The organism is Paraglaciecola sp. (assembly GCF_039942875.1).
GTDB lineage: Bacteria > Pseudomonadota > Gammaproteobacteria > Enterobacterales > Alteromonadaceae > Paraglaciecola.
Genome location: NZ_JBDVBQ010000033.1, coordinates 1 through 13,480, shown reverse-complemented (window position 1 = coordinate 13,480; position 13,480 = coordinate 1). Strand labels below are relative to the sequence as shown.

Annotated in this window: 11 protein-coding genes; 5 read left to right on the top strand and 6 right to left on the bottom strand. The window is 40.8% G+C overall.

Translation table 11 applies throughout. The annotated features are described in order from the left end of the window. Positions 1-98: 98 nt before the first annotated feature. The 4 genes from ABJE44_RS11485 to ABJE44_RS11470 form a co-directional block, all read right to left on the bottom strand. The gene (locus ABJE44_RS11485) at positions 99-2,471 is read right to left on the bottom strand and encodes an acetamidase/formamidase family protein (RefSeq protein WP_348112127.1); all 2,373 of its coding nucleotides are present in this window, start codon (positions 2,469-2,471) and stop codon (positions 99-101) included. A 198-nt stretch (positions 2,472-2,669) separates the two neighbouring features. After that, positions 2,670-3,758 (bottom strand): acetamidase/formamidase family protein, encoded by a 1,089-nt coding sequence (locus tag ABJE44_RS11480; protein WP_348112126.1) that lies wholly within the window; start codon positions 3,756-3,758, stop codon positions 2,670-2,672. A 119-nt stretch (positions 3,759-3,877) separates the two neighbouring features. After that, entirely contained in the window at positions 3,878-4,678 is an 801-nt protein-coding gene (gene ygiD, locus ABJE44_RS11475) for a 4,5-DOPA dioxygenase extradiol (RefSeq protein WP_348112125.1), read from the bottom strand. Between the two features lie 67 nt (positions 4,679-4,745). Beyond that, complete coding sequence (locus ABJE44_RS11470; protein ID WP_348112124.1) at positions 4,746-5,948, bottom strand: SRPBCC family protein; 1,203 nt, start codon at positions 5,946-5,948, stop codon at positions 4,746-4,748. A gap of 339 nt (positions 5,949-6,287) precedes the next feature. On the opposite strand from ABJE44_RS11470, the gene ABJE44_RS11465 reads away from it, so the two are divergent. The 3 genes from ABJE44_RS11465 to ABJE44_RS11455 all read left to right on the top strand — a co-directional run bounded on the left by ABJE44_RS11465 (position 6,288) and on the right by ABJE44_RS11455 (position 8,401). Next, on the top strand, positions 6,288-6,896 hold the full coding sequence (locus tag ABJE44_RS11465; RefSeq protein ID WP_348112123.1) for an NAD(P)H-dependent oxidoreductase: 609 nt from the start codon (positions 6,288-6,290) through the stop codon (positions 6,894-6,896). Between the two features lie 39 nt (positions 6,897-6,935). Beyond that, positions 6,936-7,742: a TauD/TfdA family dioxygenase gene (locus tag ABJE44_RS11460; protein WP_348112122.1), complete on the top strand. Its 807-nt coding sequence runs from the start codon at positions 6,936-6,938 to the stop codon at positions 7,740-7,742. Between the two features lie 119 nt (positions 7,743-7,861). Further along, complete coding sequence (locus tag ABJE44_RS11455; RefSeq protein ID WP_348112121.1) at positions 7,862-8,401, top strand: DsrE family protein; 540 nt, start codon at positions 7,862-7,864, stop codon at positions 8,399-8,401. Between the two features lie 88 nt (positions 8,402-8,489). Here ABJE44_RS11455 and pgi read toward each other — a convergent pair whose 3' ends face one another. After that, positions 8,490-10,133, bottom strand: a complete 1,644-nt coding sequence (gene pgi, locus ABJE44_RS11450) for a glucose-6-phosphate isomerase (protein ID WP_348112120.1) — start codon at positions 10,131-10,133, stop codon at positions 8,490-8,492. Between the two features lie 81 nt (positions 10,134-10,214). Next, a complete protein-coding gene (gene tal / locus ABJE44_RS11445) occupies positions 10,215-11,168 on the bottom strand; it encodes a transaldolase (RefSeq protein ID WP_348112119.1) in 954 nt (317 codons plus the stop codon). A 371-nt stretch (positions 11,169-11,539) separates the two neighbouring features. Here tal and yaaA point away from each other — a divergent pair, with 371 nt between their 5' ends. Next, positions 11,540-12,316, top strand: coding sequence for a peroxide stress protein YaaA (gene yaaA / locus ABJE44_RS11440; protein ID WP_348112118.1), 777 nt, complete (start codon positions 11,540-11,542; stop codon positions 12,314-12,316). A gap of 196 nt (positions 12,317-12,512) precedes the next feature. Next, a complete protein-coding gene (locus ABJE44_RS11435; protein WP_348112117.1) occupies positions 12,513-13,181 on the top strand; it encodes a hypothetical protein in 669 nt (222 codons plus the stop codon). Positions 13,182-13,480 lie beyond the last annotated feature (299 nt).

Sequence of the window (13,480 nt, the reverse complement as noted above, 5' to 3'; positions counted from 1 at the left end):
TATTACACTATCAATTTAGTCCTTGGTACTTTTGTAATTATCCGTCTAAGTACTTGACTATTTATGCAGCTATATACTTTTCTTGTAGGATGAAGGGGCTAGGTTTCAGAAACCCCTTCATTTAAGTTAGTAAAAATCGTTTTTGGTATGACTGCATGTACTCCCCAGTTACCATCAACTACTTGGGTCACACCAAAATCAACAGCTACGGATAAAAGTGAAATGGCTTCATCTTCAGTTAAATTTTGTGAGTTCATCAAAAATCTACGTGATTTTCGAAATGCGTCTCGCATGGCTAAATCGATAGTTGACTGGCTGTAAATATCACTTTGTGCATTATCACCTAACTCTTTAAGGTAGTTAGGATGACTAAATCCTAAAATTACCCATTCAGTGTCCGTCTCTATCAAAGGAAAATCAACATCAAAGTGGCGGCCAGTGATATCTCCTTGTTTGTGTAAAATGACTTGAAACACGCCGGTTAAAGAACATTCTATTGCGGTACCGCAAAGTTCAGAGTCACCTTGGCTAGCATGGGGGTCACCCACTGATAATAAACCGCCAGCAACTGCAACAGGAAGAAAAACTTTCGAGTCTTTTGCAAGACGCCAATTATCTAGATTCCCCCCTTGATTTGATGGGGGCACTGAGTCAACCAAGCCACTATGGTTTGGTGCTAAGCCTATGGTGCCAAAATGGGGGCGTAGGGGGATTTCTACGTTCTGTAATATATCAAAGTTTTTATGGGTTTTACTATGATCAACAGGTACACCTGGGTAGTCAATTCTGTCATGGGTAACACCAAAGGGATCCGTTTGAGGTACCCAGCGGTAGTTATATACGGCATGGGCACAAAATGGCTTTTCAGACTCATCGATTTCGTAAATAGTCACTACTTCTCTGGGTTTGGGCTCAGTGAGGAGATCGTTATAGTGAAAGCCCCAGAACGTGGCTGCATTGGATCCAAAACTTCTGCCTTTAAATTGCTCACTGTTATTGTGGCGAGTCTGAATGTCGAGAATTCTTAATTCAATGATATCTCCCGGCATTGCATCATTCACATAAATAGGTCCTGTACACACATGCACGCCGAATCCTTCTCCAGAACCACGCCCATAAACTGAAGCATCTGCGGGACCGGCTCCTCTACGGTCAACATTTTTTTGGTTTTTGGTCCATTTAAAAACGCTTTCTGCACCCGGGTCATCTTTGATCATTCTGGCGTAATCATCGTAAGCATGATGGGTTAGGGTTTCTATGGTAACTTTTTCATGGGAGTTCATTGTTAATACTGGCGGCAGGTCTTTATCAAAATAACCCCAATGTATGGTGTCTTTGTTGACTGGAATATAATGATGTACGTTTGAGGCTTTTTGTTGCGCTGAAGTTAGTGATTGTGATGAAGACAGACTTGCCGATGTATCCAGCTTGTTACGTAATTCTGATTCATCTAATGACACACTGGTTGCTGTGGCAGGGCGGCCTCTAGTTTGATGTAGTTCTTCTAATTTTGCCGCCTTCAGTTTGGAACGTTTACGGTATTCCCTAGGAGACATTTTTGTGTAATCTTTAAAAGAACGGCTGAAATACGCAGAATCATTAAACCCCCAACGAAAACAGATTTCTGATATGGATAGTTGTGCATGAACTGGGCTATCTAAATCATCTTTACAACGTTCTAAGCGCCTATTGCGGATATAGCGGCTAAAGCTCTGATCAACAGACTCAAATAATTTCTGCAAATACCTGGGTGATATCTTATGTTCTCTAGCCACTTCATTTAAGTTTAAATCTGGGTTAGAAAGCCTCACTTCTATCCCTTGGCAAATACGATGTAACATAGCAGCTTTAACGCCAGCTGAACCGCCTAATGTGCGGGTATCTGCTTCTGGAAACAGCGCCGCTATTAAAAATTCGGGGATAGCCAGTTCAATGGGCCTAAGCTGGTCTTCAGTTATGGTTTCAAGGTTATTAGCTAGAGAGACTAACATGGCGACTAAAGTTTGTGCTGGTCCAGAATGTCCCGGTAAATGCAGCATATGGGTGGGGAGTGGCGCTATAAGTCGAGCGTTAAAGGCAATGTTAGGAATAGTCACAAACAATTGTCGAAAATCAGAATGTAAAGTTAAAGACGTTTTAGAGCCCATTGCTCCAAATACTAAATCTCCAGGTATGACTTCAAAAGAACGGTCGCCTTCTTGAATGGTCATACGACCTTCTAAAGGAAATGCGACCCATACCCCATCATTGTTGTTTTCTTTTTTTGCGATTATATTTTGAGCACCGGATCTTATGCGGGTAAATTCGATTCCTTTTGGGGTAGACATGCAATGCATATCAGCATAAAAATCTTCTAAACTTCCGGGGTATTCACTAAAGAGCCCCAATTTCCCTAATGCTTCTTGCCAACTGTCTAAACGGTTCATTTTAGAATGGGAATCTGTAGAATAACTCCAGCCACGATTTTGCATATGCTCTCCCTCCTTAAACTTCTTAATCATTAAGGATTCAATTTAACTTGGCGCAACTAAAATAGCTGCCCACTAAGTAGAAATTGCAATTTATATACCAGTACAAGTGAAATATAGAGAATGATTATTTGAAAAAGCTGTTAAATCAGAGAATGATTTAACAGCTTCGAAAACAGTCAGGTAGGTAATTTACTCGGGTTACTCTGAGTCAGGCTCACCAGTATCGACAATGCTTCTAGGGATTTTTGCATGTACACCTTGTACACTATCTACCACTTGAGTTACGCCAAAATCGCTACTGATACTCATTAATGAATATGCATCATCTTTACTCATCCCTCTGTGCTCTGCTAAAAGTTCTAGCATGTCCACAGACGCGTTTTTCATGGCTACATTAAGGTCTTCATCAAAGCCATGTACCACAAAGTAATTAGGAGTCTCTAACAATGGAGATGGGAACACAAAATCTTTGCGTAAAATGATTTGCATGGTCACGTCAAGAGAGGCCTCAATGGCGGTACCGCTTATTTCACCGTCACCTTGTGATACATGTGGGTCACCAATAGAGAATAGTCCACCTTCAACTTGTACTGGGTAGTACATGGTCGAGCCAGCACCAATTCTCCAGTTGTCGATATTACCGCCATGTTTACCCGGTGGTATGGTGCTAACACGGCCTGACACGTCTGGTGCAACCCCTGCGGTTCCAAGGTGTGGTCTAACCGGTACTCTAACGCCGTTGAGTGTTTTTTCGCGTTCACACTCTGGACATTTAGTTATGGTGCCAGGGACTTCGTATTTACCCTTAAAATCATAAGCATAATGTCCATGGGCTTGCATGCTCGCCATGTCTAAACGATAGATTGTCACCCTTTCTTTTTCGCCGAACTCTTTGTATAAATGCCCCCAATTGGCGGCTAAATTTGAGCCATATGAAAATCTGGGGCGCATAGAAAGATATCTGACTTCTAACATATCTCCTGGTTGGGCCCCTTTCACAAAAATAGGGCCTGTCATTAAATGTACTCCAGGATTTCTATCGGCTTCGGGGATACCATCCCAAACCGCTTTGATACTTTCGTCCATCATTAGTTCAGGAGCGTCACCAGCATGATGGGTTATGGCTTCGGCTTGAATAATGTCGCCACTTTCTATTATCACGGCAGGGCTTTCGGTTGCTGAAAAATATCCCCAGTGACAGTTTTCGACTGTAGCCTTCAAGGTATGCATCGCACCTGCTTGATGTCTGTCTTGATTGCTTAAATCATCTGTTTTTAGCAATGACATAATGAGTACTCCCGTTTATTATTAATATAAGCTCGTTATGTTTAGGCTAATCGCTTGAAAGATCAGTTTCTTGACTGAGTACGCCAGCTTAATTGTGCGTATTCCCTTTTTTACGTGTTTTAACTCAACACAACAGTGGTCATATCTAAAGAGCCATATTCAACATAGTTAGTTTCAAAGTGTACTTTGTCTTCAGAAGTACGGGCACCTAAGACATATAGTAACGGTAAAAAATGATCCGGATGAGGCACTGATTGCGGGGCTTCTGGGCCAAACTTAGCATAATTGATGACTGACTCTGGTTGGTTGTTTAATATTGCATTACGAATGTAATCACCAAATATTTTAGCCCAGTCAAAGCAGCTATTACGTCCACCCCAATCCATGACAGAAAGGTTATGAACTATATTGCCACTACCAATAATTAAGTAACCTTGTTCTCGTAATACCGCCAACTTTCGGCCAAGGTTAAAGTGGAAGCTTGGTGGCTTACCGCTATGAATCGATAATTGCACCACAGGGATATTAGCTTTAGGAAAGACTTTTTTAAGTACACACCAAGTACCATGATCAAAGCCCCAACTGTCGTCTAACACTGCACCTTCTTCAGATAAAATCGAGGTGATTTTTGCAGCTAGTTCAGGGCTGCCCGGAGCAGGATATTGCATTTCATACATAACTGCCGGAAACCCTCCAAAATCATGTATGGTCTTGGGGTTTTCAGAAGAAGTAACACCTACGCCTTGGGTATACCAATGGGCAGAAATGCAAATGATACCTTTGGGGGTAGGTAGTTCTTTTCCTAGCCTTGCCCACATTGAGGTGGCTTGATTGTTTTCCAAAACATTACCTGGGCTGCCGTGCCCAAAGAATATTGCAGGCATTGTCGTTTTTTGCTCAGGATTGACGCAATCTTGCATAGTTTCAACCTTAATAAATTTTCTATTTGTAGATAATAATTTCAGTGGGTATAAGACTAATACTGTCTTAAGTTGCTTGCTTTATCGGGATAGTTTGTTGGGTGTGTTTCCAGCTATGTTGATAGCGCTCTACTAGCCATTGGTTTAGTAGTAACTGTGCTTCTTCTTGCCAAGAATAACGGCCTCTAGGGGCAAAACGAGAATTTAAGCCAACTTGTACTAGTCTATCTACATGAAGGTCTTGCTCGGTAATCTCCATAGCGGCTTTCATGTTGAAGTCTATTTTGTCTTGAAAAAGTGGCGTTTTCATCGCCCCTGGTGCCACTAAATAACCAATTGTCATACTGTGGCTCTCGGCTGATTCGGCATGTAAAATTAAGTAAATAATCATGTCTGCAGTGATAACAAGCGAAAGAGTAGGGGGCAGGTTAGCAAACACGGCGCGATTGCGGTCTTCGTCTGTTAGGTTAGGAAATATCGGTAATATCGCTTTTTGTAGTGGGTTAAAAGCGGCATCAGCGTGGTCCGTTCCATTTAACCTTACATACCCAGCTTCATTCTCTGACATAGTAGGAAATTCGGACTTTTCACTAGGAATGAAGTCATGCAAAGGGCCTTTATGTAACTTAGTCGCGTGATAGCCATCATTGTTATTTTCCATCATCACTTTCCAGTTCCAGTTGTAACTCTCAGGTTTTTCAGGTCGTGGGCCTTCGGCTTTTTCTAGTTCATAGTTAGCTAAGTATTTGCTCACCTCAGGAAGTCGTGGGGCTAGAGGTGCGGCATTGAGGTCAAAGTTAACGAATATAAAACCTTGCCATATCTCTACTTTCAGTTGCGGCAACGCATGATTTTCACGACTGAAGTCACAGGTTTTGTTCATAGCTGGCGCGCCAGAAAGTGAACCGTCTAATTGGTAACACCAGTTGTGGTAAGGGCATAAAAATACTTTGGCATTTCCATGGTCTTCGGCCACTAACATGCCTCTATGTTGGCATACAGCCGACATTGCTTTTATTTCTTTGGTTTTGTCGCGGCAGATAATTAACGGTTCGTTGATATGGGTTACGGTAAAATAATCACCAATATTGGGCAAAAGAGATTCCCGTCCAACACATAACCACTCATGGTTGAAAAGGGCTTCTTTTTCAAATTCAAAGAAAGCCGGATCGGCGTAACATTCAGGAGGCAAGCTTTCGGCTCGGCCAATATCAAGTGTTGAGCTTGCCATACTGGCGAAAAAATCTTCTGTGAATACTTTATTTATCATTCTTTGTTTTCCCATAATTTAACGTATTCAATGACATAGCTCATCAAAGGTAGCTAGTGACGAGTCTTTACATTATTGTTGAAACTGGAAACATTATAGAAATTTGTTGTGTCTCCATCTTGGACATATCCGTCTCACAATTTGAAATAACACGATTTTGATAAGTGATGTGCCTGCTAAGAATATAGGTTCTTGCGCTAAGGTTGTGCGTTGCTGCACCCAGATGTTTCAAATAGTTAAGGAGAGGTTAAGGAGCTCAACTTTTTGTACGTAAAAGAACAAGAAGCCTTTCTTAATCAAGGATAGATTAAGCGCTCAACAAAAATAACTGGAGCAGCAATGAAAATCGGTATTATTTGTGGCAGTCAACGAGCTAATTCGCAAACATCTAAGGTTGGAAACTATATCGAGGCAAAACTTAACGCTGCTGGAGTGAGTAGTTACCTGATTGATTTAGGTGTTGAGCCCTTACCTAGTTTTGAAGATAGCTTTTGGTACGAAAAAAATGGCACTCTTCAAGCAAAGTGGCAGCCAGTTGCTGATGAGTTAAAAAGCTGTGATGGTTTTGTGGTGGTGACGCCTGACTGGCATGGCATGGTTCCTAGTTGTCTCAAAAATCTATTTTTATTCGCTAGTGCGGCTGAAATGGCAAATAAACCGGGTTTGATTGTTGCGGTTTCTTCTACTGTTGGCGGTTACTTACCCGTTGCTGAATTGCGTATTAGCAGCTACAAGAACAATCGTATTTGCTGGATCCCAGACCATATTATAATTCGTAACGTAAAAACATGTCTCAACGACACCGAACAAGCAGAGGGGAAAGATGATATGTATATACGAGCTCGTCTGCAGCATTCTCTGTCTCTTTTAACTGAGTATGCACGGGCGTTAGATATGGTCAGGCTAAGTAAGGTAGCAGATTACGATACTTATCAATATGGCATGTAGTGTTTAAACTTATTAATTACAAAATCCAATGGTGCAACTATGAGTAGAATAACAGTCACACCCATGACAAAAAATATAGGGGCGACAGTCGGAAACCTGGATTTAACTAAACCTTTATCTAGCCAACAAAAAACAGATTTGAAACAAGCTTTGATGGACCATCAAGTTATTTTTCTTCGAGACCAGCCTATTAGCCACGAACAGCATAAAGAAGTGGGTAAGGTGTTTAGCAATTTAATTATGCATCCAGGCGCCCCCAGTATAGAAGGCCATAAGGACATTGTTGCTATCCATGCAGATGAAAACTCTAAATATATTGCAGGTGACAATTGGCATTCTGATTTAAGCTGTAACCCTGAGCCGCCAATGGGGTCAATGCTTTACTTGCACACCATACCTAGCATTGGTGGCGATACCTTGTTTTCATCTATGTATGCAGCGTATGACTCCTTGTCTCCGGCATTACAAGAGTATCTAGGTGGGTTAGAAGCTGAGCACGATGCTAACCCTGTTTATCATAGTATCTATGGAGATTATGGAACGGCTTACCCCTGCAGCCGTCATCCAGTGGTGAGAACTCACCCTGTTACTGGCCGTAAAGGAATTTTTGTTAATCGCTCTTACACCACACGGATTATGGGGGTATCTAAAACTGAAAGTGATGGCATATTAAAAATGCTTTTTGAGTTAGCGAAAGATCCGAATTTTCAGGTACGTTTTGAGTGGCAGGCTCACTCGATCGCGATTTGGGATAATCGCTGTACACAACATTTTGCTGTGTGGGATTATTTTCCAGAAACTAGATCAGGTTATCGAGTAACACTTGAGGGGGATAAACCTGTTTAGCGTTTAATGTTGGCCATGCCGCTTTGTAAGTTTAACTGGGATACTTTAAACGAACACAATAGACAGATATAGTCAGCCGAGCAATGTAATAAAACAAAGTACTACAGAGAGGAGTCACTATGAAGAATTTAGCTAAGATCGCAATAATTGGCTTAGTGTGTGGTACATGTTTTAAAGGGTTGGCGGCTGAGTTTGCCGATGGGCCGATAATCTTTGGTTATGGTAAACATGCTCCAGTAAAGCAAGATATGAGACTTGCCAAAGATACCAAGATGAAAGTGGTATTTGATATTAGTAAAGCAGGTAAGGACGGTGGGCTTAATCGTGGCTTTGATAGCATTGCGCGCTTTTACAATATGCATGTAGCCAACGGTATTCCCACTAAGAATATTGATCTGGTAGTAGTGGTGCATGGCGGTGCCACTAATGAACTACGTAATGGGAAATCTTACCAAGCTAAATATGGTAAAGAGAATCCCAATAACGAGTTGATAAAAACCTTAATCGCTAATGAAGTACAATTTGTTCAATGCGGGCAATCTGCGGCTTATCATCAAGTGGATAATGAGGATATGATTGAGGGGGTTGATATGGCATTGTCAGCCATGACAGCCCATGTCCTTTTAGCTGAAAAAGGCTACAGCCAAAATCCGTTTTAATACTTTTTGTACATTTAGTTTAATCATTAAAAAAGGCGGACTACTTGGGGTAGTCCGCCTTTTTAGTTTTCATCTAGCTTTAATAAAGTTAGCTATTTGCCGCTCTAAATTTAGCAATTAACTGGTTAGTTGATGCGTCAAAGCTTAACGCTGCATCTGTATTGACTAGCTTATCAAGTACTTGATTGCCTAGCTCTTTTCCTAACTCTACGCCCCATTGGTCGAATGAGTTCACACCCCATACTGCACCTTGTACAAATACTTTGTGTTCATACATAGCGACCAAAGCGCCTAATGTTTTAGGATCCACTTTATCAAACAGCATAGTATTGCTTGGTTTATTGCCAGGCATAGTTTTGTGAGTGGCGAGAGAGTCAAGCTCGGCTTCATCCAAACCTTTAGATGCTAAATCTGCTTTACACTCTTCAAAGGTTTTCCCCTGCATTAATGCTTGAGTTTGACCAAAACAGTTTGACGCTAACATGGCATGATGAGTATCGTCTTGATTAGGGACGTTTAGCGGTAACATAAAGTCAGCTGGCACTAACACTGTGCCTTGGTGAATAAGCTGGTGGAATGAATGTTGGCCGTTAGTGCCTTCACTTCCCCAGATTATTGGTCCTGTTTCATAGTCTGTTGCTGTTTTAGCGCCTGCTATACGTTTACCATTACTTTCCATATCAAGTTGTTGCACATAAGCTGGAAAGCCTCGTAAGTAATGATAGTAAGGCAGCAATACATGACTTTGAGCACCGAAGAAGTTCACATACCAAACGCCCAATAATGCTAATAACATAGGTAAGTTTTGCTCAGCAGGGGCAGTTTGAAAATGTTTATCCATTTCAAAAGCGCCTTGCAATAATTCGCGGTAATTGTCGTAACCTATGGTGAGTGCAATGGGTAAACCGATTGCTGACCAAAGAGAGTAACGACCGCCTACCCAATCCCACATGGGGAAGATATTGTCTTCAGCCATACCAAATTCGGTAGCAGCTTTAATATTGGAAGACACAGCAATAAAGTGTTTTGCAATATCTTGCTGTGTACCGCCAGCACCTAAAAACCATGCTTTTGCGGTTAATGTGTTTTGCAGCGTTTCTTGGGTTGTAAATGATTTAGAAGACATCACCACTAGGGTTTCTTCATGATCAACTGTAGCGAGTACGTCTTGAATATGACAGCCATCAACATTTGCTACATAGTGTACTTTTACACCTTCAAACCAATAGGGTTTAAGGGCTTCAGACATGATTTTAGGACCTAAAAATGAACCGCCAATACCAATAGCTACAATTTGTTTAAGAGGTTTACCTGTATAACCTTTACGTTCACCGCTATGAACACTAGCCACAAAATCTTGAATTTTTTGTTGGCAGGCTAAGACTTCTGGCATCACGTCTTCGCCATCGACTAATACTGGCTTGCCTGAAAAGTTACGAAGGGCTGTGTGTAAGACTGCACGTTTTTCGGTGTGGTTAATGATGTCACCCGCAAACATGGCGTCGCGCTTTTCTGAAACCTGACATTCAGCAGCTAACGCTTGTAATGCACTAAGTACTTCATCGGTGACTAAATTTTTTGAAAAGTCTAATTCGATACCACAGGCTGATTCGGTGTATTTTTCTGCTCTTTGAGGATCGGCTGCAAACCAATCTCGCATATGTTGTGTTTTTATTTGTTCTGCTAGGCTTTCTAGGTTTTGCCAAGCTTTAGATTCAGTCAATGCTGTCATAGGAGACCTCGGGTGTAGGGTGATACAAAAATAATGACAAAAAAGCGCCGCAGAACGACGCTTTTTTTAAACTAATTTAGCTTATAGGTAGCTTTTTAATAGTGTTTCTAGTTTTACTTGGTCAATGGCGAAGTTACGGATCCCTTCAGATACTTTTTCGGTTGCCATTGCATCTTGGTTCATTTCCCAGCGGAATTGAGCTTCAGTTAAAGGTGCGCCAGGTGTTTTAGTCGCCCCAGTATCTGTCAACTTAACAGGAAGAGGTGCATCAGATTGTGATAGCTCTTCTAAAAGTGCTGGACCAATCGTTAAACGGTCACAGCCTGCTAGTTCTGTGATTTCACCAGTATTACGGAAGCTTGCCCCCATAACTACAGTTTTGTAACCGTGCTCTTTGTAGTAGTTATAGATTTTAGTCACAGATACTACGCCAGGATCTTCTTCTGAAGTGTAGTCTGTTTTACCTGTGCTCTTTTTGTACCAATCAAGAATACGGCCTACAAAAGGAGAAATTAGGTAAGCGCCAGCTTCTGCACATGCTTGAGCCTGAGCAAAACCGAATAACAAAGTAAGGTTGCAGTTGATACCTTCTTTTTCTAATACTTCAGCGGCTTTGATGCCTTCCCACGTAGAGGCCAATTTTATTAAAATGCGGCTTTTGTCGATACCAGCTTCTTTATATAGGGCAACTAATTTATGGGCTTTTTCGATACTAGCAGCAGTATCAAATGATAAGCGGGCGTCTACTTCAGTTGAAATACGGCCAGGAACGATGTTGACTATATCAGTACCTATGGTGACTGAAAGCTTATCGCCTGCATCAATGATTTGTTGCTCTGGATCTGATGACTGTTCTTTGGCCCATGCTACAGCATTCTCTAGGTGAGATTTGTACTGAGGCATTTCTGCCGCTTTCAATAATAATGAAGGGTTAGTAGTGGCATCTACTGGTTGGTACTTTTTGATTGCCTCGATATCGCCTGTATCTGCTACAACAGTGGTGATTTCTCGTAAAGCTTGTAATTGGTTAGACATAATATCCTCTGTATTGGGTGACGCTTAGTTTATGCTTGATGCTAATGTGCTATAGCTTGGTAGTGAACTCAAAGAAGTAAGCTAACTATCTTATGCTTAATGTTTACCAAATCTATTAACAGCCCTTAAAATAAAGCATATAACTGTTAAAAAGCCGATGCTAGTAAAAGGCCGCCTTAAAAGTGAAAAAAAGTAAATTGTTACTAAATAGCGACGTTTTGCTTTAAATCTATGGGTTTTGCTACGGATAAGGCTTATTTTAACATCCTATATTTACAGATGTATTAAACCTATCTTGTTTTTCTAAAGCAGCCCCACATATATCTAACTTACCTTTATTTAATGATACTTTTTTACAGGATCTCTTTTTAATGTTAGTGGTTATATCTCCCGCCAAAAATCTTGACTATGCAACCCCCGCTTCTACTGAAACGTTTTCACAACCTGAAATGTTAGATGATTCAGAATTTTTGATTGAGCATTGTCGTAAATTGAGCCCAGCTAAAATAAGTTCGCTTATGAAAATTAGTGACAAATTAGCAGGCTTAAATGCCGACCGTTATGCCAGTTGGCAGTTACCCTTTACAACCGACAATGCTAAGCAGGCGTTACTTGCCTTTAATGGTGATGTGTATGCAGGGCTCGATGCAGGGACGTTGACTGAAGACGATTTAAACTATGGGCAGCACCATTTACGCATATTATCTGGTTTATATGGGCTCTTAAAGCCTCTAGATTTAATGCAAGCATATAGGTTAGAGATGGGCACTAAGTTAGATACCGGAGAACATAAAAACTTATATCAGTTTTGGGGGAGCAGAATTAGTAACAAATTGAATGAAGCGCTTGATGCACAAGGTGACAATGTCTTGGTCAACCTAGCTTCTAATGAATATTTTAAAGCGGTTCACCCAAAGGCCTTAAATGCAGAGGTTTACACACCTGTTTTTCAAGACTGTAAAAACGGTCAATATAAAGTGATTAGCTTCTTTGCCAAAAAAGCCAGAGGAATGATGGCTAGATATATTATCGAAAATCGTTTAACAGATGTGAGTCAGTTAAAAGAGTTTGATAGTGCTGGCTATCAATATTCAGAACAAAAAAGTAAAGGTAATGATTTGGTTTTTACAAGAGAAGAGCAAGGATAGAAGCATAAAATTTGTGTTTGAATATAAGGTGCATCAAATCAGTCGTCCCTAATTTAAGCACATTGTTTTAGAAGGTTGGATTATTTTGCACTTCAAAAAATACAACAATTTTGAATTGTTGCCGATATAGTTTTACTGGCATCAATCTTGCCCTTACAAGTTAACCAATCTTCTAAATAGAAAATACGGAGGCTTTATGCCCATTAAACCTTTTATGCTAGTAACAATCGCCACGGTTTCAGTTCTGTTTTCAACTTTTACTCTTGCCCAGTCTGAGAAAGTTGAAGCTAAAAAAGCTGAAGTTCAAAATCTAATGCAGCAGAGAATTGAAGACCGTTGTGGCGAAGATCAAGACTGTATTGCCAAGATGAAATCTCGAATGGCTGAAAAAGGTGGGGCTGAAAGAGGGGATCGTGACAGTGCTAAACAGCAGATGTTGATTGAAAAACGTTGTGGCGATGATCAAGACTGTATTGCCAAGATGAAATCTCGAATGGCTGAAAAAGGTGGGGCTGAAAGAGGAAATCGAGACAGTGCTAAACAGCAGATGTTGATTGAAAAGCGCTGTGGTGATGACCAAGACTGTATTGCCAAGATGAAATCTCGTATGGCTGAAAAAGGTGGGGCTGAAAGAGGAACTCGAGACAGTGCTAAACAACAGATGTTGATTGAAAAGCGCTGTGGCGATGACCAAGATTGTATTGCCAAGATGAAATCTCGTATGGCTGAAAAAGAAGGGTCTGAAAGAGGAGATCGAGACAGTGCTAAACAGCAGATGTTAATTGAAAAGCGTTGTGGTGAAGATCAAGATTGTATTGATAAGTTAAAATCGCGCATGGCCGAAAGAGCAGCAGTAAAAGAATAGCCCATAAAGAGTGATTGGTTGTAATGAAATAACCTGACTCTTTAGTCTAAGTATTGCAACTAATACTAAAGTATTAACACGCAGGTTTTTTAATCATGCTCGGTGCGCTTTAATAAATCCAACGCAACATATGTTGCATTAATTTATTAAAACAACCCGAGGATTAACCATGTTGAAAATTGTTAAAACTTCTATCGCTATTGCTACTGTATCTCTACTAACCACTGCTCCTGCTCAAGCCGATGTAGGCGAAGCATTACAGAATATTTGTACTATTGTAAAAGCCGATGATAAAGGCG